The organism is Caulobacter sp. HJHS_5, from assembly GCF_056683955.1.
This window is the reverse complement of the sequence record NZ_JBWZNC010000005.1, coordinates 280,660-304,733: the sequence shown is the minus strand read 5'-3', so window position 1 is coordinate 304,733 and position 24,074 is coordinate 280,660. Positions and strand designations below refer to the sequence as shown.

General features: G+C 69.4%; 18 protein-coding genes. 13 read left to right on the top strand and 5 right to left on the bottom strand.

Annotated features, from left to right (window positions below; translation table 11 throughout):
• The first annotated feature begins 466 nt into the window (after positions 1-466).
• The 8 genes from ACFLIT_RS11865 to ACFLIT_RS11830 all read left to right on the top strand — a co-directional run bounded on the left by ACFLIT_RS11865 (position 467) and on the right by ACFLIT_RS11830 (position 12,728).
• Positions 467-3,925, top strand: a complete 3,459-nt coding sequence (locus ACFLIT_RS11865) for a pyruvate carboxylase (protein ID WP_479911441.1) — start codon at positions 467-469, stop codon at positions 3,923-3,925.
• 130 nt (positions 3,926-4,055) lie between these two features.
• Entirely contained in the window at positions 4,056-5,285 is a 1,230-nt protein-coding gene (locus tag ACFLIT_RS11860) for an efflux RND transporter periplasmic adaptor subunit (RefSeq protein WP_479911440.1), read from the top strand.
• Positions 5,285-7,243: a MacB family efflux pump subunit gene (locus ACFLIT_RS11855; protein WP_479911439.1), complete on the top strand. Its 1,959-nt coding sequence runs from the start codon at positions 5,285-5,287 to the stop codon at positions 7,241-7,243. Before ACFLIT_RS11860 ends, ACFLIT_RS11855 begins: the two co-directional genes overlap by 1 nt.
• A 4-nt stretch (positions 7,244-7,247) precedes the next feature.
• Positions 7,248-8,642 (top strand): efflux transporter outer membrane subunit, encoded by a 1,395-nt coding sequence (locus tag ACFLIT_RS11850; protein WP_479911438.1) that lies wholly within the window; start codon positions 7,248-7,250, stop codon positions 8,640-8,642.
• A 120-nt stretch (positions 8,643-8,762) separates the two neighbouring features.
• Positions 8,763-9,650, top strand: a complete 888-nt coding sequence (locus ACFLIT_RS11845) for a 3-keto-disaccharide hydrolase (RefSeq protein ID WP_479911437.1) — start codon at positions 8,763-8,765, stop codon at positions 9,648-9,650.
• Between the two features lie 61 nt (positions 9,651-9,711).
• Positions 9,712-11,058, top strand: a complete 1,347-nt coding sequence (locus tag ACFLIT_RS11840; protein ID WP_479911436.1) for an acyclic terpene utilization AtuA family protein — start codon at positions 9,712-9,714, stop codon at positions 11,056-11,058.
• The gene (locus tag ACFLIT_RS11835) at positions 11,058-11,363 is read left to right on the top strand and encodes an AtuA-related protein (protein ID WP_479911435.1); all 306 of its coding nucleotides are present in this window, start codon (positions 11,058-11,060) and stop codon (positions 11,361-11,363) included. The genes ACFLIT_RS11840 and ACFLIT_RS11835 overlap by 1 nt, the downstream gene beginning before the upstream one ends.
• A gap of 36 nt (positions 11,364-11,399) precedes the next feature.
• Positions 11,400-12,728 carry a CitMHS family transporter gene (locus ACFLIT_RS11830; RefSeq protein ID WP_479911434.1) on the top strand — a complete coding sequence of 443 codons (1,329 nt, stop codon included), beginning with the start codon at positions 11,400-11,402 and terminating at the stop codon, positions 12,726-12,728.
• 21 nt (positions 12,729-12,749) lie between these two features.
• On the opposite strand, the gene ACFLIT_RS11825 is transcribed toward ACFLIT_RS11830, so the two are convergent.
• Together ACFLIT_RS11825 and ACFLIT_RS11820 are read right to left on the bottom strand one after the other, a co-directional pair.
• A complete protein-coding gene (locus ACFLIT_RS11825; protein WP_479911433.1) occupies positions 12,750-13,130 on the bottom strand; it encodes a winged helix-turn-helix domain-containing protein in 381 nt (126 codons plus the stop codon).
• A 94-nt stretch (positions 13,131-13,224) separates the two neighbouring features.
• Entirely contained in the window at positions 13,225-13,737 is a 513-nt protein-coding gene (locus ACFLIT_RS11820; protein WP_479911524.1) for a TetR/AcrR family transcriptional regulator, read from the bottom strand.
• Between the two features lie 186 nt (positions 13,738-13,923).
• Here ACFLIT_RS11820 and ACFLIT_RS11815 point away from each other — a divergent pair, with 186 nt between their 5' ends.
• From ACFLIT_RS11815 to ACFLIT_RS11805, 3 genes are read left to right on the top strand one after another with little or no spacing between them, the layout of a single operon-like run.
• Positions 13,924-15,126: an efflux RND transporter periplasmic adaptor subunit gene (locus ACFLIT_RS11815; protein WP_479911432.1), complete on the top strand. Its 1,203-nt coding sequence runs from the start codon at positions 13,924-13,926 to the stop codon at positions 15,124-15,126.
• A 24-nt stretch (positions 15,127-15,150) separates the two neighbouring features.
• Entirely contained in the window at positions 15,151-18,357 is a 3,207-nt protein-coding gene (locus ACFLIT_RS11810) for an efflux RND transporter permease subunit (RefSeq protein ID WP_479911431.1), read from the top strand.
• Entirely contained in the window at positions 18,357-19,766 is a 1,410-nt protein-coding gene (locus ACFLIT_RS11805) for an efflux transporter outer membrane subunit (protein ID WP_479911430.1), read from the top strand. Before ACFLIT_RS11810 ends, ACFLIT_RS11805 begins: the two co-directional genes overlap by 1 nt.
• A 494-nt stretch (positions 19,767-20,260) precedes the next feature.
• On the opposite strand, the gene ACFLIT_RS11800 is transcribed toward ACFLIT_RS11805, so the two are convergent.
• A complete protein-coding gene (locus ACFLIT_RS11800; RefSeq protein WP_479911429.1) occupies positions 20,261-20,584 on the bottom strand; it encodes a UrcA family protein in 324 nt (107 codons plus the stop codon).
• A gap of 229 nt (positions 20,585-20,813) precedes the next feature.
• On the opposite strand from ACFLIT_RS11800, the gene ACFLIT_RS11795 reads away from it, so the two are divergent.
• Entirely contained in the window at positions 20,814-21,197 is a 384-nt protein-coding gene (locus tag ACFLIT_RS11795) for a hypothetical protein (protein ID WP_479911428.1), read from the top strand.
• A 7-nt stretch (positions 21,198-21,204) separates the two neighbouring features.
• Positions 21,205-21,669, top strand: a complete 465-nt coding sequence (locus ACFLIT_RS11790) for a hypothetical protein (RefSeq protein ID WP_479911427.1) — start codon at positions 21,205-21,207, stop codon at positions 21,667-21,669.
• Between the two features lie 6 nt (positions 21,670-21,675).
• Here ACFLIT_RS11790 and ACFLIT_RS11785 read toward each other — a convergent pair whose 3' ends face one another.
• Together ACFLIT_RS11785 and ACFLIT_RS11780 are read right to left on the bottom strand one after the other, a co-directional pair.
• Positions 21,676-22,104, bottom strand: a complete 429-nt coding sequence (locus ACFLIT_RS11785; RefSeq protein ID WP_479911426.1) for a c-type cytochrome — start codon at positions 22,102-22,104, stop codon at positions 21,676-21,678.
• 19 nt (positions 22,105-22,123) lie between these two features.
• Positions 22,124-23,722: a flavin monoamine oxidase family protein gene (locus ACFLIT_RS11780; protein ID WP_479911425.1), complete on the bottom strand. Its 1,599-nt coding sequence runs from the start codon at positions 23,720-23,722 to the stop codon at positions 22,124-22,126.
• Positions 23,723-24,074 lie beyond the last annotated feature (352 nt).

The window sequence follows — 24,074 nt, the reverse complement described above, 5'->3', positions numbered from 1 at the left end:
GCGAACCGAACGCCGGATTTACTTGCTTCGACATTTGTCTCGCCCCCACGGCTTTTTTGCTGGCCCGAGCACAACCGCCGCCAATGTTGGGGCAGGCGCGCTTCACCTTAGGGGGGGCAGCGTGGGCGCCTCATGTTGCAGGCGAATTGCTCATTTTGGTCCCAAGTTGTTCCTTTGTTGCGTGTGAAGCACGCCTTTGAGCGCTCACAATTCAACTGTTGCTGTATTTTTTCCGTCTGTAACAAAGTGGACGCGCTGTGCCGGCTGGGTCGGCCACACATGCCGCAAGGGCGGCGCGGAAGCGCGCCCTGCCTACAGTATGCAGACATCTCGCCTGTTGAGAGCATCGCTTCGATGCAGGAGGCGCACGGATCGTTCTTCTGGACCCGAGCGAGCGTCACGATAAGTAGAAGCCGCGCCGGCCGAGCTTGGGGAGCCGCGCGCCTGTTCAGCGTGCTAAAGTCCGATGTCTGCAACGAAATTCCGTCGTATCCGCCGTCTGCTGGTCGCCAACCGGTCGGAGATCGCCATCCGCGTGTTCCGGGCGGCGTCGGAGATGGGCATCACGACGGTGGCCATCTACGCCGAGCAGGACAAGCTGTCGCTGCACCGCTTCAAGGCCGATGAGGCCTATCAGGTCGGGGCGGGGAAGGGGCCGGTCGAGGCCTATCTGTCGATCGACGAGGTGATCCGCGTCGCCGTGGAGGCCGAGGTCGACGCCATCCACCCCGGCTACGGCCTGCTGTCCGAGAGCCCCGAGTTCGCCGAGGCCTGCGCCGCCGCGGGCATCGTCTTCATCGGGCCGAAGCCGCAGACCATGCGCGACCTCGGCAACAAGGTCGCGGCCCGCAACCTCGCCATTTCCTGCGGCGTGCCGGTGATGCCGGCCACCGACCCGCTGCCGGACGATCCGGCCGAGATCAAGCGCCTGGCGGCCGAGATCGGCTATCCGGTGATGCTGAAGGCCTCGTGGGGCGGCGGCGGCCGGGGGATGCGCCCCATCGAGAGCGAGGCGACCCTGCTGGATTCGGTGGACAGCGCCCGCCGCGAGGCCAAGAGCGCCTTCGGCAAGGACGAGGTCTATCTCGAGAAACTGGTGCGCCGCGCCCGCCATGTGGAGGTGCAGCTGCTGGGCGACAGCCACGGCGGCCTCGTCCACCTGTTCGAGCGCGACTGCACCATCCAGCGCCGCCACCAGAAGATCATCGAGCGCGCCCCGGCGCCCTATCTGGACGAGGCGCAGCGCCAGGCGCTTTGCGAGTCCGCGCTCAAGCTCGGCCGCGCCACCCGCTACCAGGGGGCCGGCACCGTCGAGTTCCTGATGGATCGCGACACGGGCGCCTTCTACTTCATCGAGGTCAATCCGCGTATCCAGGTGGAGCACACGGTGACCGAGGTCGTCACCGGCCTGGACATCGTGAAGGCCCAGATCCGCATCGCCGAGGGCGGCCGTCTCGGCGCCGTCGAGGAGACGGGCGTCCCCGACCAGGACCACATCCGCCTCTCCGGCCACGCCCTGCAGTGCCGGATCACCACCGAGAACCCCGAGAACAATTTCATCCCCGACTACGGCCGCATCACCGCCTTCCGTGGCGCGTTCGGCTTCGGCATCCGCGTCGATGGCGGCACCGCCTATTCGGGGGCGGTGGTCACCCGCTTCTACGACCCGCTGCTGGAGAAGCTGACCGCCTGGGCGCCGTCGCCGGGCGAGGCCATCGCCCGCATGGACCGGGCGCTGCGCGAGTACCGCATCCGCGGCGTGGCCACGAACCTGGCCTTCCTCGAGGCGGTGCTGGAGCATCCGGGCTTCCGCTCCGGCGATTACACAACGCGCTTCATCGACGAGACGCCAGAGCTCTTCCAATTGAAGCGCCGCCGCGACCGGGCGACCAAGCTGCTTACCTACATCGCCGACGTGACCATCAACGGCCATCCGGAAACCCGCGAGCGCCCGCGCCCTCCGGCCCATGTGCTGACGCCGCACGCGCCGAGCTTCCCGGCGACGGACTTCGAGGGAACCAAGCCGCTGTTCGACCGGCTGGGCGCCAAGGGCTTCGCCGAGTGGATGCGGGCGCAGACCCGGCCGTTGGTGACCGACACCACCATGCGCGACGCCCACCAGTCGCTGCTGGCCACCCGCATGCGCAGCTTCGACATCGTCGGCGGGGCGGCGGCCTACAACACCGGCCTGCCGAACCTGCTGTCGCTGGAATGCTGGGGCGGGGCGACCTTCGACGTCTCGATGCGCTTCCTGTCGGAAGACCCGTGGGAGCGGCTGGCCCGGCTGCGCGAGAAGACGCCGAACCTCTTGCTGCAGATGCTGCTGCGCGGGGCCAACGGCGTTGGCTACACCAACTATCCAGACAATGTGGTGCGCCACTTCATCGGCGAGGCGGCGGCCGGCGGCGTCGACCTGTTCCGCGTGTTCGACTGCTTCAACTGGGTCGAGAACATGCGCGTGGCCATCGACGCGGTAGCCGAGGCCGGCAAGATCGCCGAGGGCGCGATCTGCTACACGGGCGACCTGCTGGATCCCACGCGTCCGAAATACAGCCTCTCGTACTACGTCGGCCTCGCCAAGCAGTTGGAGGCCGCCGGCTGCCACGTGCTGGCGATCAAGGACATGGCGGGCCTGCTGAAGCCCGCCGCCGCCAAGGCCCTGGTCACCGCCCTGAAGCAGGAGGTCGGGCTGCCGATCCACCTGCACACCCACGACACCTCGGGCGCCTCGGCGGCCAGCGTGCTGGCGGCGGTGGAGGCCGGCGTCGACGCCTTTGACGCGGCCATGGACCCGATGAGCGGCGCGACCTCGCAGCCCTGCCTCGGCTCGGTGGTCGAGGCCCTGCGCCACACCCCGCGCGACACCGAGCTCGACGGCGGCGCCATCCGCGCCATCGCCGGCTATTGGGACGCGGTGCGCCGCCAGTACGCGGCTTTCGAAAGCGACCTGCGCTCGGGCGCCTCCGAGGTCTATCTGCACGAGATGCCGGGCGGGCAGTTCACCAACCTGCAGGAGCAGGCGCGCGCCCTCGGCCTGGCCGCCCGCTGGAGCGATGTCGCCATCGCCTATCGCCAGGCCAACGACCTGTTCGGCGACATCGTGAAGGTGACGCCGTCGTCCAAGGTGGTCGGCGACATGGCGCTGATGATGGTCAGCCAGAACCTGACGCCCGCCAACGTGCTCGACGCCGAGCGCGACATCGCCTTCCCGGTGTCGGTGGTGGAGATGCTGCGCGGCGACCTCGGGCAGCCGACGGGCGGCTGGCCGAAGGCTCTGCAGGCCAAGGCGCTGAAGGGCGAGACGCCGATCACCGAGCGGCCCGGCGCCCTGCTGCCGTCTTTGAACCTCGCGGCGACGCGGGCCGAGGCCGAGCGCAAGTGCGGCCGCGCGCTCGATGAGCAAGGCTTCGCGGCCTATCTGATGTACCCCAAGGTCTTCGAGGCCTATTGCGCGGCGGCCCGCAAGTACGGCCCGGTGCAGGTGCTGCCGACCCTGGCCTACTTCTATGGCATGACGCCAGGCGAGGAGCTGACGGTCGAGCTGGAGCCGGGCAAGATCCTGGTCATCCGCCTCCAGGCCATCGGCGAGACCGACGAGGCCGGGGCCGTGCGGCTGTTCTTCGAGCTGAACGGCCAGCCGCGCACCATCAAGGCTCCGAACCGCGCCGTCGCCGGCTCGGCCGCCGCCCGCCGCAAGGCCGACGAGGCCAACGAAGCGCATGTGCCGGCCCCGATGCCGGGGGTGATCTCGACCATCGCGGTGACGGCGGGCCAGACCGTCAAGGCCGGCGACGTGCTACTGGCCATCGAGGCGATGAAGATGGAGACGCAGCTCTATGCGCCTCGCGACGGCGTGGTGCAGGCGGTGCATGCGACGCCCGGCGCGGTGGTGGAGCCCAAGGACCTGCTGATCGAGCTCAGCTAGGCGTTCGGCGGCCGCCAGACACATTGCGACACACGATTCCGGCGTCTCGACACGCTGGGACAAGCCGGGGCCATCGATAGGCTACAGCCGGCGCGCAGAACGATCCGTGACTTTCAACAGGCACGGACCGATGACCCTTCGAGACCAATTCAACCGCCGCCGCCCCCTGTGGATCGGCGTGGCCGTGGCCGCCGTTCTGACCGGGGGCTGGGGCGCCAAGGCCGCGCTTTTCCCCGCCAAGAAGGGACCGGGCCTGCCGGTCGCGGCGGTGACGCGTGGCGACATCGAGCAGACAGTGCTGGCGACCGGCGCGCTGGAGCCGATCAAGCTGGTCAGCGTCGGCGCCCAGGTTTCCGGGCAGGTCACCTCCCTCAAGGTCGAGCTGGGCCAGAAGGTGAAGAAGGGCGACCTGATCGCCGAGATCGACAGCCAGCCGCAACAGAACGCCCTGCGCACCGCCCAGGCGAACGTCGCCAACGTCACGGCGCAGAAGGCGCAGGCGGAAGCGACCCTGGCCCAGGCCGAGCTGGCGCTGCAGCGGCAGACCACCATGCTGGCGGCGGACGCCACCTCGCGCGCCGACTTCGAGGCGGCGCAGGCCACGGCCAAGTCGGCCCGGGCCAACCTCGCCGCCCTGACGGCCCAGATCGCCCAGGCCTCGGTTTCGGTGCAGACCGCCCACGTCAACCTCGGCTATACGCGCATCGTCGCGCCGATGGACGGCACGGTGGTGGCCATCGTCACCAAGGAAGGCCAGACGGTGAACGCCAATCAGGCGGCGCCGACCATCGTCAAGATCGCCGCCCTCGAGACCATGACGGTGAAGGCGGAAATCTCGGAAGCCGACGTGATCAAGGTCGCGCCCGGCCAGGACGTCTATTTCACCATCCTGGGCGATCCCGGGAAGCGCTACTACGCCAAGCTGCGCACGGTGGAGCCGGCGCCGGAGTCGATCGAAACGGAAAGTTCGACGACCTCCACTTCTTCGACCAGCGCCACGGCGATCTACTACAACGGCCTGTTCGACGTGCCGAACACCGACGGCCGCCTGCGCACCTCGATGACCGCCCAGGTCTATGTCGTGCTCGGGCAGGCGAAAAACGCTCTGACCATTCCGTCCTCCGCGCTCGGCCCGAAAGGCAAGGACGGCGGCTACGTGGTCCGCGTCGAGACCGGCAAGGACAAGATCGAGCCGCGCCGGGTGACCATCGGCATCAACAACAACGTCACCGCCCAGGTGCTGTCGGGCCTGTCGGAAGGCGACAAGGTCGTCACCGGCGATGCGCCCAAGCCCGCCGCAGCCGAAGCCGGCCCCGGCGGTCCGGGCGGCCGTCGCGGTCCGCCGATGGGAGGCCTCTGATGGCCAGCCCGCTGATCGAAGTCCGCAAGCTGCGTCGCGAGTTTCCGGCCGGCGAGGGGACGATCACCGTCCTCAAGGACATCGACCTGACCATTGAGGCGGGGGAGATGGTCGCCATCGTCGGCGCCTCGGGCTCCGGCAAATCGACCCTGATGAACATCCTCGGCTGCCTGGACCGGCCCACCGCCGGCGTCTACCGCGTGGCCGGCCGGGCGACCGGCGACCTGGAGGCCGACGACCTGGCGGAACTGCGCCGCGAGCACTTCGGCTTCATCTTCCAGCGCTACCACCTGCTGGGCGACATCAACGCCGTCAGCAACGTCGAGGTGCCCGCGGTCTATGCCGGCAAGACCCGCGAGGAACGGCGCGAGCGCGCGGCGCTGCTGCTGGAGCGGCTGGGCCTGAAGGATCGCATGGGCCACAAGCCGGGCCAGCTGTCCGGCGGTCAGCAGCAGCGGGTGTCGATCGCCCGCGCCCTGGTCAACGGCGGCGAGATCGTGCTGGCCGACGAGCCGACCGGCGCGCTCGACAAGGCCAGCGGCGAGGAGGTGATGCGGATCCTGCAGGAACTGCACGCCGAAGGTCACACGGTGATCATCGTCACCCACGACATGAAGGTGGCCGAGCACTGCGACCGGGTCATCGAGATCAGCGACGGCGAGATCATCGACGATCGCCAGACCGAGCGCGAGAAGGGGCCGCGCGGCGTGCTGCCCCCCGCCCGGCCGGGCGGCGAGACCGCCTTCGCCGCCCTAATCGACCGCTTCCGCGAAGCCTTCCGCATGGCCGTGCTGGCGATGAACGCCCACCGCATGCGCACCTTCCTGACCATGCTGGGCATCATCATCGGCATCGCCTCGGTGGTGTCGGTGGTGGCGCTCGGCGAGGGCTCGCGCCGCAAGGTGCTGGCCAACATCAGCTCGATCGGCACCAACACCCTGGAGATCATGCCGGGCAAGGACTTCGGCGACATGCGTTCGGGGGCGATCAAGACGCTGAACATCGGCGACAACGACGCCCTTTCGACCCAGCCCTACGTCGACAGCGCCACCCCTCAGGCCCAGACCAGCGTCACCCTGCGCTACGGCAACGTGGCCACCAGCGGCCAGGTGAACGGCGTCGGCGCCCAGTACTTTCGCGTCAAGGGCATGAGCATCGCCGAAGGCGGCTTCTTCGATCAGGCGGCCATCGACGCCTACGCCCAGGACGCGGTGATCGACCAGAACACCCTGAAGACCCTGTTCGCCGGCCATCGGGGCAGCCCGATCGGCGAGGTGATCCTACTGGGCTCGACCCCTGTGCGGGTGGTCGGCGTCGCCGCCCCGACCTCGGGCTTCGGCGGCGGTCGCGACACCGTGACCGTCTATCTGCCCTACACCACCGTCCAGGCGCGGATGCTGGGCGACAACACCCTGCGCAGCGTCACCGTGCGGGTGAAGGACGACGTCGACAGCGCCACGGCTGAAAGCCAGGTCACCCAGATGCTGACCCAGCGCCACGGCGGCGTGAAGGACTTCTTCATCGTCAACACCGACGAGATCCGCCAGACCATCACCGCCACCACCCAGACCCTGACCCTGCTGATCTCGGCCATCGCGGTGATCTCGCTGATCGTCGGCGGCATCGGGGTGATGAACATCATGCTGGTGTCGGTCACCGAGCGCACGAGCGAGATCGGCGTGCGCATGGCGGTGGGCGCGCGGCAGAGCGACATCCTCCAGCAGTTCCTTATCGAGGCGGTGCTGGTCTGCCTGCTGGGGGGCGTGATCGGCGTCGCGGCGGCCTTGGCCTTCGGGGCGGTGTTCCCGCTGTTCACCACCCAGTTCACCCTGGTGTTCTCCGCCTCCTCGATCGTCGCGGCGTTCGCCTGCTCCACCCTCATCGGGGTCGTCTTCGGCTACCTGCCCGCCCGCAGCGCCGCCCGCCTCGACCCCATCGCAGCCCTGGCGAGAGACTAAGCCCATGCGCAAGACTTCACCCTTGATCGCGGCCCTGATGGCGTCCGTCGCCCTGACGGCCTGCGCCTCCAACACCGCCTTCAACAGCCCCACCGTGCCGACCCCCGCGACCTACGCCCACGCTTCGGCGACCACGACCGCTTCGGTCGCCGCGCAAGGGCCGTGGTGGACGGCGTTCGGCGACGCCCGCCTCGACCGCCTGGTCAGCGCCGTGGTCGCCAGGAACAACGACCTGGCGGCGGCCGCCCTGCGGGTGCGCAAGGCGCAGCTGCAGGCGGGCCTCGTGGCCAACAACCTGATCCCGCAGGTGAGCGGCGGCGTGGACGCCAGCAACCGCAACGGCGGGAGCGGCGCTTCGAGCGGCGAGAGCTACAGCACCTCGGTGGCCGCCAGCTATGAGGCCGACCTCTGGGGCAAGCTGGCCGACGAGCGCGCCGCCGCCAATTTCGAGGCCGGCGCCACCGAGCAGGATCGCGAGGCGGCGGCCCTGGCCCTGACCGGGACCACCGTCGATCTCTACTGGCAGCTGGCCTACCAGAACCAGCGGATCGCCACCGCCGAGCAGAGCCTGGCCTACGCCCGCCAGACCCTGACCCTGGTGCGCAGCCAGTACGCCGCCGGGGCCGTCTCGGCCCTGGAAGTCAACGAGGCCGAGCAGTCGGTGCGTGGTCAGGAATCGACCCTGGCCGGCCTGACCCAGGATCGCGTCGAGACCCGCAACGCCCTGACCGTGCTGCTGGGCGGCGAGGCCTGGTCGACCGATGACGAGCCCCAGAACCTGGCGGGCCTGACGCTGCCGTCGGTCGCGGCCGGGGCCCCGGCCCAACTGGTCGCCCGCCGGCCCGACCTGCGCGCCGCCGAGCAGCGGCTACGGTCGAGCCTGGCGACGGCGGACGCCGCCACCGCCAGCCTCTATCCGACCCTGTCGCTGACCGGGTCGCTCGGCGGCTCAAGCACCGCGCTCAGCAGCCTGGTGGCCAATCCGGTCAGCGTGCTGGGCCTTGGGGTGACCCTGCCGTTCCTCAACTGGAACCAGGCGCAGTTGAACACCAAGACGGCGAAGACCGACTACGAGATCGCCGTGGCGAGCTTCCGCACCAGCCTGCTGCAGGCCTTCACCGAGGTGGACAACGCCCTGTCGGCCCGCACGCAGTTGACGGCCCAGGGCGACAGCCTGGACGCGGCCCTGACCGCCGCGACGCGGGCCGAACAGCTCTACGCGGTGCGTTACCGCGCCGGGGCCGTGCCGCTGCGCACCTGGCTCGACGCCCAGGAGCAGCGCCGTTCGGCCGAACTGGCGGTGGCGCAGAACACCCTGGAGCGGGCCAACAACCAGGTCGATCTCTACCAGGCGCTCGGCGGCGACACCGCCGTCGGCGCGACGGGGCAGGCGGACTGAGCGCCGCCCTTGCGGCGGCGGCACAGCACTGCGTCCAAACGAGTCCCTAGTGCGGACCCTGCCGTTGAGGCAGGGTCACGCCGGCCGTCAGGCTCAAGATAAAAAACTGGGGAGGCTGGTATGACGCGTTCTTCGATGACCCACGGGCCGGCGCTCGCGCTGCTGGCCGCCCTGGCGCTGGCCGGGCCGGTCCTCGCCCGGCAGGCCGCCGCGCCGGCCCAACCGCACACGCCGGGCATGCCCGACATCAAGTTCCCCGACCGCCCGTCGGCGACCATCGCCCCGCAGGTGACGCCGTTCCCGGGCGCCGCGCTCGCCTACGACTACAGCCGCTTCAGCGCCGAGCCCGCGCCGCAGAAGGTCCCCGACGGCTTCACCCCGCTGTTCAACGGCCGCGACCTGACCGGCTGGCACATCAGCAAGACCGCCCGCCACGGCCACACGCCGGACTTCCACGTCTCGCAGGGGATGATACTGGCCACCCAGCAGCCGATCGGCGGCGGCGGCCTGCTGATCACCGACAAGAAGTTCAAGAACTATGAGTTCTACGCCGAGGCCAAGGCCGACTGGGGCGCCGACAGCGGCATCTTCATCCGCACCACGGAGGATGGCAGCACCTACCAGCTGACGCTCGACTACCTGCCCGGCGGCAGCATGGGCCGGATCATCGCCGAGGGCGGCCTCGTCGGCGTCGGCCGCCCGGTCGGGCAGGAGAACACGCGTCCGCCCGCGCGGGCCAACGCCGGGCCGCCCGCGCCGGACGCGGGCATGAGCGCCTGGAAGCACAACGAGTGGAACACCATCCGTGTCCGCGTCGAGGGCGACGCGCCGCACTTCACGGTGTGGATCAACGACAAGCAGGTGACCGACACCCAGGAGGCCGCCAACCGCGCCGTCGGCGGCATGGTGACCGGCCCCATCGCGCTGCAGGTGCACGGCGGTCCGCACCGCTGGCTGCCGGGCAACTTCTGGCGCTGGCGCAACATCGGCATCAAGGAGCTGCCGTAGCGGACGCTGGCGCTCCGCCCGCCCCTCGGCCTATGAGGGGAGGGTGGGACGGAGCGCGCCGGTGAGCCAAGAACCTATCCGCATCGGCGCGGGCGCCGGCTTCTCGGGCGATCGCATCGACCCGGCGGTGGCGCTCGCCGAGCGGGGCGGGCTCGACTACCTGGTCTTCGAATGCCTGGCCGAGCGGACCATCGCCCTGGCCCAGCGCGCCAAGCGGGCCGACCCCGAGGCCGGCTACGACCCCTTGCTCGCAGAGCGGATGCGGGCCGTGCTGCCGGCCTGCCATGCGGCGGGCGCCCGGATCGTCAGCAACATGGGCGCGGCCAACCCGATCGCCGCCGCCCGGCGCACCGCCGAGATCGCCCGCGAGCTCGGTCTTGGCGGCCTGAAGATCGCCGCCGTGCTCGGCGACGATGTGCGCGAGGCCGCGCTCGCCGCCGACCTGCCGCTGCTCGACCGGCCGCATCCGGTGTCCGGCTTCGGCGAGGCCCTGATTTCGGCCAACGCCTATCTTGGCTGCGGACCCATCGTCGAGGCCCTGGCGGGCGGCGCCGACATCGTGCTGACCGGCCGCGCCGCCGATCCTTCGCTGTTCCTCGCGCCGATGGTGCATGAATTCGGCTGGGCGCTGGACGACTGGGCGCGACTGGGGGCGGGAACCTGCATTGGCCATCTGCTGGAATGCGCCGGCCAGATCACCGGCGGCTACTTCGCCGATCCCGGATTGAAGGACGTGCCCGGCCTCGCCGACCTCGGCTTTCCCCTGGCGGAGGTCTCGCCCGACGGAACAGCGGTGATCACCAAACTGGCGGACGCCGGGGGGCGGGTAACCCTACCCACTTGCAAAGAGCAACTGCTCTATGAGGTGCATGATCCGCGCGGCTACCTGACCCCGGACGTGGTCGCCGACTTCTCCGGCGTGCGGTTCGAGCAGGTGGGGCTGGACCGCGTCGCGGTGCGCGGCGCCACCGGGCGCGAGCGGCCGGCGAGCCTGAAGGTCTCGGTCGGCTACGATGAGGGCTTCATCGGCGAGGGACAGATTTCCTACGCCGGCCCTGGCTGCACGGCGCGCGGGCGGCTGGCCGGCGAGATCGTGGCGCATCGGCTCAATCGCCTCGGCGAGGGCGTGTTCGGCGAACTGCGCGTCGACCTGATCGGCGTCGACGCCGTGAACCCCTTGCGATCCGCCGCCAATGTCGAGCCGGCGGAGGTGCGCCTGCGCGTGGTCGCCCGCACGATGGACGAGGCCGCCGCCCGTCAGGTCGGCCGCGAGGTCGACGCGCTCTACACCAACGGCCCGGCCGGCGGCGGCGGGGTGACCCAATCGGTGCGCCCGGTGATCGCCGTCGCTTCGGCCCTGATCGATCGGGCGGCCGTCGAGCCGCGTCTGGCGTGGGAGACGGTCTGATGAAGCTGCGTCAGCTGGCCCACGCCCGCACCGGCGACAAGGGCGACATCTCCTCGATCTCGCTGATCGCCTATGACGAGGCGGACTATCCGCGCCTTGAGCGCCTGGTGACGGCCGAGCGAGTGAAGGCCCACTTCGGCGAACTCGTGCATGGCGATGTGCGCCGCTACGAAATCCCGGGGCTGGGCGCGCTCAACTTCGTGCTCGAAGGCGCGCTGGGCGGCGGGGTGACGCGCTCCTTGGCGCTGGACATCCACGGCAAAAGCTTGAGTTCATGCTTGCTCGATCTAGAGATCGACGAATAGGGCGGCGGCAGATCGCCTGACGATCGGGGGAACTACGTGGACCTGGCGCTGCTCGGCTTCCTGACCATCGGCGTTTTCCTGACGCTGATCCTCTTCGCCCGCACGCCGGTGATCGTGGCGCTGATCCTCGTGCCGATCTGCGCGGCCCTGATCGGCGGCCTCGGCGCGGACCTCTCCAAGCACGTGATCGACGGGGTGAAGGCGGTGGCGCCGGTCGCGGCGCTGATCATGTTCGCCGTGCTCTACTTCGGCCTGATGATCGACGTCGGGCTGTTCGAGCCCCTGGTTCGGGGGTTGATGGGGCTGGTTCGAGAAGATCCGATCCGGCTCTGCCTGGTGACGGCGGCGCTGCCGATGGTGGTGGCGCTGGACGGCGACGGTTCGACCACCTTCCTGATTTCGATCACCGCCCTGATGCCGGTGCACCGGCGCATGGGCCTCAATCCCTTGGTGCTGCCGGCCATCGTCGCCCTGGCGGCCGGAGTGATGAACATCCTGCCGTGGGGCGGACCGACGGCGCGCACGATGTCGGCGCTGAACGGCACGATCGATCAGGTCTTCCTGCCCATCCTCCCGGCCATGCTGGCGGGGATCGCCTGGGTGTTTTTCGCCGCCTTCCTGATCGGACGCCGCGAAAAGGCGCGCCTGGCGGCTCACGGCCCGGCGGTTGGGATCGAGCTTTCCGAGGCGGACGACGTCGGCGCCTCCCCGGCGACGCCGGCGCCAGGCTGGCTGTTCTGGTTCAACCTCGCCCTGACGGTGGTGCTGATCGCCTTCCTGTTCCAAGGCCTGTGGGGCGAGGCCCTGGGCGTGCCGGAGCTGCATCCGGCGCTGCTGTTCATGATCGCCTTCGCCATCGCCCTGCCGGTCAATCGGCGCGGCTGGCCCGCCCAGTCGGCGCAGATCGCCGCCCATGCGCCCAGCGTGGTGATGGCCACCTCGATGATGTTCGCCGCGGGAGTGTTCACCGGCGTGCTGGGCGGCACGGGTATGATCAAGGCCATGGCGGCGGTGCTGGCCGGCGCCCTGCCGGCGGCGCTGACGCCCCATCTCGCGCCCATCGTGGCGGTGACCTCGATGCCGCTGAGTCTCGTGTTCACGCCGGACGCCTACTACTTCGGGGTGCTGCCGGTGTTCGCCAACACCGCCCAGGCCATCGGCCACGACCCGCTGGCCATCGGCCGCGCCGCCCTGCTCGGCCAGATGACGGTCGGCTTCCCGCTCAGCCCGCTGACCGGCGCGACCTTCGTGCTGCTGGGCCTGTCGCAGGTGTCCCTGCGCGACCACCAGCGGTTCACCTTCCTGTGGGCGTTCGGCACGACGATCGTGATGACCATCGTGGCGGCCTTGACCGGGGCGCTTTAGGAGCCCGCCCGCGAAGTCCGGCTAGGCGGGGTCGGCTTTGAGGACAAAGCCCTGCTTTCGGACTGTTACGATCAGCGGCCGCTTCGCCGCCTGCTCCAGCTTGGCGCGCAAGCGCGACATGTTCACGTCGATGACGTTGATCTGGGGCGGGATTCGATACTCCGGCCAGGCGGCGTTCCAGATCGCCTGCCGCGACAGGACCTGTCCCTGACTTTCGGCCAACAACCGCAGAACCTCGAATTCCTTCGGCGACAGGTCCAGACCACGGCCTCGCCAATGCACCGAGCGCGCCTTCACCCGCACTTCCAGGTGGCCGACCACGATGACGTCGGCCTCAGAGGAGGCGAGCGCCTGAGGAATTCGGTCGGCGACGTCCTCTCCGTCCTCACGCAGCACACGCATGACAAATCTCCTCGGTGTTCATCAAACACCGTTTTGCCAGCTCGTGTCCTGACAAGAATCGCAGGCTGCGAAGGAGGCCGTCCGGCGGCGTCCGTCAGCCGTCGACGCAGGCCTGCAGCGCCTCGGCCAGGCGCTCGCACATCAGGCGCTTTTCCTCGGGATCGTCCGGAGGGCCGGTGAGGCTGAGGCAGAGGGTGGCGCCCATCATGATCGAGGAGGCGAGCAGGGCGCGGGCCTTGGCGTTCTCGCCGCCGAGCCACGCCTCGAAGGGCGTCATGTATTCGTCTGCGATCACCCGGCGGACGACCTCGCACGCCTTGGCCGAGCCGTTGGCGCGCAGCATCATCATCACGCCGCACAGCTTCTCGTCGTTCTGCGGTTCATAGACCAGCTGGTGCGCCAGCCTCCGGCCGAAGTCCTCGCGGGGGCCGTCCATCCAGGTGCGGCCTTCCTCGCCGCCGGAGATCAGGGCCTCGGCGAAGAGGTCTTCCTTGCAGCCGAAGTAGCGGGAGATCATGGCCGCATCGACGCCCACCTGGCGGGCGATCTCTCGCATGCCTACATCTTCGTAGCCGCTCTGGCAGAAGCTGGTGCGGGCGGCGGCCAGGATGGCGGCGCGCGTGGTGGCGGCGTTGCGTGGCCGGGAGCGGGTGATTTCGTAGCTGATATCGACCTCCTCCGCTGATTTTTGTCATCAGCTGTTGACAACCTTAGCTGCAATGCAGCAATAAGTCATCAGTTGTTGACCGCGACGCGGAGTCGCGGGGCGTTCCTCCCCGAACGAGACCAGAAAATGCGACGATTCCCCCTGCGCGTGACCACCGCGGTCGCGGCCCCCGTTGTGCTCGCCGCCTTCCTGGCCGCGTGCGGCCCGAAGGCCCAGACCGGCGCGCCCCCGCCGCCGCCGGTCTCGGTGGCCAATCCCATCGTGCAGAAGGTGGTGGACTGGGACGACTTCGTCGGCCGGTTCCAGGCCCAGCAGGCCGTGGAGGTGCGCGCTCGCGTCGGCGGCTACCTGCAGAGCGTAAACTTCAAGGACGGTCAGATGGTGACCAAGGGCCAGCTGCTCTTCACCCTCGACCCGCGTCCCGCCGAGGCGGCCCTGGCTTCGGCCCGCGCTCAGCTCGCCCAGGCCGAGGCTCAGAAGGCGCAAAGCGCCAGCGAGTTCGCCCGCGCCCAGACCCTGCTCAACGCCACCGCCATCTCGCGCGAGGAGTTCGAGGCCAAGCGCGCCGCCGCCGCCTCGGGCGACGCCGCCGTGGGCCTGGCGCAAGCCAACGTCCGCGCCCGTCAGCTCGACGTCGAGTTCACCCGCGTCACCGCCCCGGCCTCGGGCCGCGTCTCCAATCGCCGCGTCGACGCCGGCAACCTGGTGGCCGGCGGCAGCTCGGCCGCCGACGTGCTGACCACCATCGTCTCGCAGGATCCGATCTACTTCGTGTTCGACGGCTCCGAGGCGCTGCTGCTGCGCTACCAGCGCGAAGCCATCGCCGGGCGTCCGGCGCCCGTGAAGGTGCGCCTGCAGGACGAGACCGACTACCGGTGGACCGGCGTGCTCGATTTCACCGACAACGCCATCGACGCCAGCTCGGGGGCCGTGCGCCTGCGCGCCACCATCAAGAACGGAACGGGCTTCCTGCGTCCGGGCATGTTCGGCCACGCCCAGGTGGTCGGCTCCAAGGCCTATGACGCCATGCTGATCCCGGACAGCGCCGTCATCGCCGATGGCGTCCGCCGCATCGCCTACACCGTGGCGCCCGACGGCACGGTGGTTCCCAAGCCCGTGGTGCTCGGCCCGCTGACGGGGTCGCTGCGCGTCGTCCGCTCGGGCCTCGCGCCCAATGACCGGGTGATCGTCAACGGCGGCCAGCGCGTGCAGATGCCCGGCCAGAAGGTCGCCGCCAACCTGGTGAAGATCGGTCAGGAGGCTGCGCCCCAGGCCGCCGGCCCGACCATCAACGCCACCCCCGCCGCGACCGCGACGCCTGCCAACTAGGCCCCCAGGAACCAGGCGAAGGCCATGAATTTTTCGCGCTTCTTCATCGACCGGCCGATCTTCGCCGGCGTGATCGCCATCTTCATCACGCTGCTGGGCGCCTTCGCCCTGCCGCAGCTGCCGCTGTCGCAGTATCCCGAGATCGCCCCGCCGACGATCCAGGTGACGTCCGCCTATCCCGGCGCCTCGGCCGAGACCCTGGCCGAGACCGTGGCGACGCCGCTGGAGCAGGAGATCAACGGCGTCGAAGGCATGCTCTATCTGACGTCGTCCTCGACGTCGGACGGCGCCGTCGCGGTCACCGTCACCTTCAAGCCCGGCACCGATCTCGATGCGGCCCAGGTGCTGGTGCAGAACCGCGTGGCGCTCGCCGAACCGCGCCTGCCCGAGCAGGTGCGCCAGATCGGCGTGACCGTGGCCAAGGCCTCGACCGACTTCCTGATGATCGTCGGCCTCACCTCGTCCGACCCGACGCTGGACGTCGACTACATCGGCAACTTCGGCAACAGCGTGCTGCGTGACCGGTTGCTGCGCCTGGAAGGCGTGGGCGGGGTCACCGTGTTCGGCGGCGGCAACTACGCCATGCGGGTGTGGATCGATCCGGCCAAGGCGGCGGGGCTGAACCTGACCTCCGACGACATCGTGGGCGCCCTGCGCGGCCAGAACCTGCAGGTCGCGGCCGGCGCGCTCGGCCAGCCGCCGTTCACCACCAACGCCGCGGCGTTCCAGCTGCCGATCCAGGTGCAAGGCCGCCTGACCAGCCCGGAACAGTTCTCCGACGTGGTGCTGAAGACCGATGCGGAAGGCCGCGTGACCCGCCTGCGTGATGTGGCGCGGGTGGAGATGGGCTCGCAGGACTATGGCATGCGCGGCTACTTCAAGGGCGAGCGCGGCATCGCCCTGGCCATCGTCATGCAGCCGGGCGCCAACGCCCTGGCCACCGCCGACCGGGTGATGGCCGAGCTGGAGGCCGCCAAGCCGAGCTTCCCGGCCGGCGTGAAGGCGACCATCCCTTACAATCCCACCGAATACGTCGCCGAGTCCGTGCACGAGGTGGAGAAGACCCTGTTCGAGGCGATGATCCTGGTGGTCATCGTGGTCATGGTCTTCCTGCAGACCTGGCGGGCGGCGATCATCCCGATCCTGGCGATGCCGATCGCCCTCGTCGGTTCCATGGGCGTGCTGCTGGCGCTCGGCTATTCGCTGAACTCCCTGTCGCTGTTCGGCCTCGTGCTGGCCGTCGGCATCGTGGTCGACGACGCCATCGTCGTGGTCGAAAGCGTGGAGCGACACATCCGAGAGGGGCTCGCGCCCCGTCAGGCGGCCTACCGCACCATGCAGGAGGTCTCCGGCGCCCTGATCGCCATCGGCCTGGTGCTGGTCGCGGTGTTCGTGCCCACCGCCTTCGTGCCGGGCATCCCGGGCGAGTTCTACCGCCAGTTCGCCGTGACCATCTCGGCGGCGGCGATCATCTCGCTGATCGTCTCCCTGACCCTGTCGCCGGCCATGGCCGCCCTGCTGCTGAAGCCGCACAAGGAAAACCACGGCGACGGGACCGGCCCCTTGCGGCCCATCCGCATGGCCGGCCGCAAGTTCAACGAGGGCTTCGACTGGCTGTCGGACCGCTACGGCAAGCTCACGGCACGCCTGGTCCGCACCAGCGCCATCGTGCTGGTCATCTATGTCGGATTGCTGGGGCTCACCGGCTGGCGGCTGACCGCCACGCCCAGCGGCTTCATCCCGGAGCAGGACCAGGGCTTCCTGATCGGCGTCATCACCTTGCCGCCCGGCGCCTCGCTGGAGCGCACCGACCAGGTGATGCAAAAGGCGTTGGCCATCGCCAACAAGAACGAAGGCATCGTCGACAGCGTGTCGTTCGCCGGGCTCGACGGGGCCAGCTTCGCCGCCGCCTCCAACTCCGCGACCATGTTCCTGAAGCTGGCGCCCTTCGAGGAGCGCAAGGGACGCGAGCACGCGGCCGCCGCCCTGGCGGGTCAGCTCACCCAGGCGCTGGGCGGCATCGAGGACGCGCAGATCTTCATGGTCGCGCCGCCCGCGGTGCAGGGGCTGGGCAACGGCAACGGCTTCAAGATGATGGTCCAGGACCGTTCCGGCGCCGGCTACAAGGCGCTGGAAGGGGCGACCTACGCGATGATGGGCGCCGCCGCCCAGGACAAGCAGGTCTCCCAGGTCTTCAGCCTCTACAACACCGCCACGCCGCGGATCACCGCCGACGTCGACCGCGACAAGGCCCAGATGCTTGGCGTGCAGCCGTCGCAGGTGTTCTCGACGCTTGGCACCTATCTCGGCTCGACCTACGTCAACGACTTCAACCTGCTCGGCCGCACCTTCCGGGTGACCGCCCAGGCGGAGCCGAGCGCGCGGGACGACCTCTCCGACGTCGCGGCCCTGAAGGTGCGGACCAACACCGGCGGCATGGCCCCCATCGGCTCGCTGGCCAATCTGCGGCTCGACAGCGGCCCGTCGCGGGTGGTGCGCTACAACCTGTTCCCGGCTTCCGAGCTGCAGGGGCAGGCGGCGCCGGGCGTCTCGACCGGCCAGGCGCTCTCGGAGATGGAAGCGATCGCCGCCAAGGCGCTGCCGTCCGGCTTCTCCTACGAGTGGACCGAGCTGGCCTACCAGCAGAAGGCCGCCGGCGGGGGCGGGGCCCTGGTCTTCGTGATGGCCGTGGTCTTCGTCTTCCTGGTGCTGGCCGCCCAGTACGAGGCGCTGACCCTGCCGCTGGCGGTGATCATGATCGTGCCGATGTGTATCCTGGCGGCGATCTTCGGGGTGAACATCCGCGGGCAGGACAACAACATCCTGACCCAGATCGGCCTGGTGGTGCTGGTCGCCCTTGCCGCCAAGAACGCCATCCTGATCGTGGAGTTCGCCAAGCAGGGCGAGGAGTTGAACGGCCTCAGCCGCTTCGACGCCGCCGTCCACGCCGCTCGCACCCGCCTGCGGCCGATCCTGATGACCTCGTTCGCCTTCATCCTGGGGGTGCTGCCCCTGGCCATCGCTACCGGCCCCGGCGCGGAGATGCGCCAGGCGCTCGGCACGGCGGTGTTCTTCGGAATGATCGGGGTGACCTTCTTCGGCCTGATCTTCACCCCGGTGTTCTACGTCGTCTGCCGCTGGATCGGTCTGCGCATCCCCAAGGCTCCCGAGAAGGGCAGCGAGATGCCGACCACCTTCAGCCCGGGCGACGCGGCTTCGGAGACCCTGTAATGCGCCGCTTCCTTCCTCCCATCGTCCTGTCGATGCTGGCCATCGCCCTGGCCGGCTGTGTGACCCCTCGCGTCTCGGAGATCGCCGCGCGGCCGGCCGCCAAGGGCGCCTTTGTCTCCGCCGGTTCGCAGGCGTTCGCGCCGGCCGAGCCCTCGGGCGACTGGTGGCGGCTCTACGCCGATCCGAAGCTCGACTCGCTGGTCGCCGAGGCCCTGGAGCACAACCGGGATCTCGCCGCCGCCGAGGCGACGCTGGAGCAGGTGCGGGCTTCGCTGTCCGAGGCGCGCGCCTCCTACCTGCCGACCACCCAGGTGACGGCCGGCTATACGCAAGGCCGCCTCAACCCGCAGATGGCCCAGGCCGGCGCGGACCGGGACTACGAGATCTATCAGGCGGGGGCGAACCTCAACTACGAGGTCGATCTGTTCGGCCGGGTCCGCCGCGCCGTCGCCGCCGCGCGGGCAGACCGTGACGCCGCCGCCGCCGCCGTCGACCTTGTGCGCCTGACCGTGGCCTCCGAAACGGCGCGCGCCTATGCCGACACCTGCGCCGCCAATGTGCAGATCGGCGTCGCCAACCGCTCGATCGAGTTGCAGACGCGCACCGCCGGCCTGACCCGCACCCTGCTCGACACCGGACGCGGCGCCGGGCTCGACGTCGCCCGCGCCGAGGCGGCCCTGCAGAACACCCGCGCCACCCTGCCGCCCCTGCGGGCGCAGCGCGACGGCGCCCTGTTCCGTCTGGCGGCCCTGACCGGCAAGACCCCGGCCGAGGCCGACATGGCCGTGCGCGATTGCGCGCGTATTCCGCAGCTGGCGTCCGCCATCCCGGTGGGCGACGGCGCGGGCCTCCTGGCGCGGCGGCCGGACATCCGCCAGGCCGAGCGTCAGCTCGACGCCGCCACGGCGCGCGCTGGGGTGGCCGCCGCCGCCCTGTTCCCCACCGTCACGCTCGGCGGCACCTGGAGCAGCATGGGCCTGGAGCCCGGCGACATCGGCGACAGCGCCGGGGTCAGCTTCACGGCCGGCCCGCTGATCTCCTGGAACTTCCCCAACGTCTTCGCCGCACGGGCGCGAATGAAGGCCGCTTCGGCCGGCGCGGACGTGGCCCTGGCCCGTTTCGACCAGACGTTGCTCGGCGCCCTGCGCGACACCGAGACGGCGCTGTCGGCCTACGGCAACGAGCTCGATCGCCGCGCGGCCCTGACCCAGGCTCGCGACCGCGCCTCCGACGCCGTTCGCCTGTCGCAATTGCGGTTCGACCAGGGGGCCGACAGTTTCCTGACGCTGCTCGACGCCCAACGCACCCTGGTGCAGGCCGAGGCGGCGCTGGCTCAGTCGGACGCTCAGGTGACCGCCAATCAGGTGGCGGTCTTCCAGGCGCTCGGCGGCGGTTGGCAGAAGCCCTGAGCGATCGCCTCCTCGCCGTCTAGATTTGACAAATCCGCCAATTAATTGGCCTGCGACGTCGCGTCGCTACGCTTGCGCTTTGACGGGGAATTCATATCTGTTAGTTGCATCGAGGAATTGAAGACTCCGCAAGTAACTGCGGGAGGAAAATTTGACATACCGTTCGAATATTCCGAACCCGCGAGACGTGGCTTCGCTCGGTCAAGGCGCCACGACGCTCTCTCTGGACGCCGTCTTCGCCTTGTCTGGTCAGCGTGTGAACTGGCGGCGCGTCGCGCTGGTGAGCGCTTGCGGTGTGTTCCACCTCGCGTGGATCGCCATTCTGGCTTATCACGTCTTGTAAGAATTCGGCCGCGTGGCTTGGGCGGCGATTTCTTCAGCAAATTCTTGAACTTCGCTTTGCGGGAAAATTTTCCGCCCCCGCGCGTACCCACCCAGGGCAGGTGATTGTCGCCGCGCGCCTTGAGGCGTGCGGCGACCAGCTCCGGCGACGATCAGCGCGCCGCGTAGGATCGAACGTCGTTCCGATACAGGTTGGTGACCATCGGCGCGCCGAGGCTCGTCACGGCGTTGCTCATCGCCGACCTGTAGCAATCGCCGGCGCGAGTCGCCGAGCGCACCTGGGCGAAACTGAACTTGCTGGCGCCGCAGGCGTTCAGGGCGGCTTCGTCGAGTCGGCCGAGCATCGCCTGGGCGTCCGCGCTTTGGCTGAGGTTCAGACCGGCGGCGGTGACCCGCACCTGTGGAACGGCATCGGCGGCGAGGGCGGCGCCGGCGCTCAGGGCGAGCAGGGCGCCCGCGATCATCAGGCTCTTCATTGTCAACTCCCTAGGCTGTCCGAACTCTGCGTTTCGGGTCGAATGATGGGAGAATAGGCGGGTTCATGCGCATTCGCCACGTTTTCGGGCAATTTTGTCTCATGTGACAAGGAATTTCCGGCGATCGGAAAGGCAGGTCATGCCCCATGTCGCCATGGTGCAGCTCGATTTGCATCCCGGACGGCCCGATCCGCGTTTGTGTGACGGGACGCCTGAGAGAAAGACCGCAATGCGCAAATCCCCGATTCTCATCGCCGTCGCGGCGCTGGTCGCCCTGCCGGCGGCCTTCGCACCGGCCGAGGCGAGCGCCTCCTGCCAGGGCCGGAAGGACACCGGCATGGTGCTGGGCGGCCTCGGCGGGGCCCTGGTCGGCAACTCCATCTCACGCGGGGGGACCGGCGCGGTGGTCGGCGGTCTCGGCGGCGCGGTGCTCGGCCATCAGATCGCCAAGAGCGGCTGCGCCCCCGCCCCCCGGGTAGTCTACCGCACGCGACGGACGCCCTCGGACACCAGCGCCGGCCAGCGCGCCTCGCCGGCGCCGCGCCGGGTCTATTACGACCAGTACGGCACGCCGGTGCCGGTGCAACCGGCCGTCGCCAGCCGCGAGCCATGAGGACAGAATGAAGACCAAGCTTGCCTTCTGCGCACTCGCCCTGGTCGCGGCGACCGTCGGCGCCTGCGACAACCGCCGCGGCGGCGGGCGCGTCAACAGCGCCCTCTGCGCCGACTTCAAGACCGCCAGGACCGCGCCCCTGCCGACCGGCGGCGACGGCGCCGCCTCCGTGGACGACTGCGTCCGCCGTTGGGCCTATGCCCTGTCGCCCAGCAGGGACGACGCCGAGATCGTCGCCGAGGCGGCGGCCAACGCCTGCAGCGCTCAGCTCAGCCGCTGGAACCAGCAGAGCCTGGCCCAGCCCGCCGCCGACGGCGAGCCGACCAGCATCCTGACCGGCGAGCCCACCAGCCCGATCGCCGAGCACAACATCTTCATGCGCGGCCGCGCCCTGTTCTACGTGGTCCAGGCCCGGGCGGGGCGCTGCCCGGGGCCCAAGATCGTCAACGGCGCGCCGGAAGGCGTCGGCTGAGGCGGGTCAATGACGCAGGGCGGCGCGGATTTCCGCCACGTCGCCGGGGCCGACTTTCTCCTTGTAGGCGTTGCCGAAGTGCGTCCGCACATATTCGACGACGCCGGAGATCTGGGCGTCGCTGAGAATCTCGCCGAAGGCCGGCATCGCCTTCTGCCCGCCGACCACCACCATCAGCGGATAGGCGGCTGTGCCGAGCCGGTCGTCGCCGGCCAGGGCAGGGTAGGCGCCGGCGCCCTGCGCGCCCTTGGCGTCGGCCATGTGGCAGCCCTGGCACACACCCTTGTAGACCGCCTCGCCGCTGGCCATTTCGGGGAAGGCGGTGCGCTGGATCGGCGTCGCCGCCGCCTTGCGCAGCGGGTCGGATTCCTGCGCCGTCGCCGCGCCGGCGGCCGTGAGGCCGAGCACGGTCAGGGTTGCCAGAAGCATCTTCATCGGAACGTCCTCTTCAGCGTCAGGCGGCGGCCAGCACGCGCTGGTGCAGGCGGGTGATGGCGTCCTGGGCGGAGGTGATCGCGCCCTCCTGCCAGGCGGGGATGTAGGAGGCGTGCTCGCCGGCCAGCAGGATGCGGCCGTCGATCTGGCAGAGGTTGTCGTAGTGCTCGGCCCGCAGCTCGTCGGTCCAGCTGCCCGAGCAGCCCAGCACCCACGGCACCCGGTGCCAAGCCACGGCGACGCCGTTCTCGAACTCGGCCTTGTACTGCGGATGGATCTTGGAGCCGTATTCGACGGTGCGCGCGACCCTCTCCTGTGGCGACAAGGCGGCGTAGCGATAGGCGTTGGGGCCGAAGGTGTAGGCGCCCAGCAGCACGCCCTTGCCGGTGCTGAAGTAGTCGGTGCTCGGATAGCTGATCTGGGCGTTCGGCTGGTCGGTGTAGCTGATGCCGCCGTAGATGTGCTCGTCCTCTTCCCAGAACCGGCGCTTGAACTGCAGGCCGACCTTGATCGAGGCGCCGTAGCTGAGGGCGTTGATCGCCGCCTGCATCTTGTCGCCCACGTTCATCGGGATCTGCGACAGCACCGAGGCCGGGATGGTGTTGAGGCACCAGTCGGCCCGCGCCGTGCGCGCCGGCCCGCCGCCCTTGGTCGGGACGTAGGTCACCGTCACGCCCGAGGCGTCCTGCTTGATGTCGGTGACCTTGCAGCCGTACTGGATGATCGGCCCGAGGGCCTCGCCGAACGCCTTGCCGATCATCCCCATGCCGCCGACCGGCTGGAACAGGGTGTTCTGGAACTCGTAGCCGTGGCCGGTCGAGAGGTAGCGCCACAGCTGCGACTGCAGCACGTCGCTCATCGCCAGCGGTTCCGACGCGATCGGCCGGGCCGACAGGCCGCCGCCGGGATCCTTGTCGTAGCCGCGGCGGTCGCTGGTCTCGAAGTTCTTCTTGTACTCGTAGTTCTTGTCGAGGGCGCCCCAGGTGCGCATCGCCTCCATGAGAACCTCGCGGTCCTCCTTGGTCACCATCTGGTCGAGGGCCGACTGGCGGGTCGACTTGGCCAACAGCTCGGCCGCGTAGCCGTTGAAGTCCGCCTGGATGTGGCGGAAGCGCTGCGGCTTGCCGCCGAACGCCTTCGTGGAGTGGAGATAGGTGTTGTAGCCGGTCTGGACGAACGGCTGCAGGGCGACGCCCAGAGTCTTGCAGTAGTGCAGGATGCCGTGGTGGTGATACGGGATCCGCCAGGGGCCGGGGTTGATGTAGAGCCCGCTGTCAAACTCGCAGTTCTGGGTGGCGCCGCCGAGCTCGGTGTAGACGTCGCCGCCCCGGATCGACCAGTTCCGCCCGCCGGCGCGGTCCTGATATTCGAGAATCTGCACCTTGTAGCCGGCCTTGCGCAGCTCGTAGGCGGCGCTCATGCCCGCCAGGCCCGCGCCAAGGATCAGCACCGAGGCGCCTTTCACGTCGCCGCTAAGATTGGCCGGGCCGTCGAAGGTCGATTCCTGCGCATAGGCGAGGCTCGACATCGCCTCGTACATGATCGCCCCGCCGGCCACGCCGCCGATGAGCGTGAAGAGAGAGCGGCGCGACATCCCCTGGGTAACGGACTCGATCACAAATCACCTCGCATCTGACCAATGCCGCTATGCACGGCCCCCCGGCGGCCGTTTGCATGCAAAGTGGCGCCCCGCCGCCGGTTCGCGGTTCAGAGGCTCGGATGCACAAGTTTTGGCGTCCGCGTGCCGCGAAGCTTGCCGTTCGGCGCAAACTTTCGATGGCGCCGAGACGAGGCCTTGCAGGCCCGGAAAGGAAGCGTTCGCGGGCCCCGCCGTGGTGTTCAGCAGGGTTAACCAGGTCTAAACCGAGTTGAAAATCTCAGCATTCCGACCAGGCAAGTTGATCTGAGATTACGCAGAAGACCGCTTCCTGAAGCGCGGGGCCCTGGACGCCGCCGGTCTTCACCCCTCC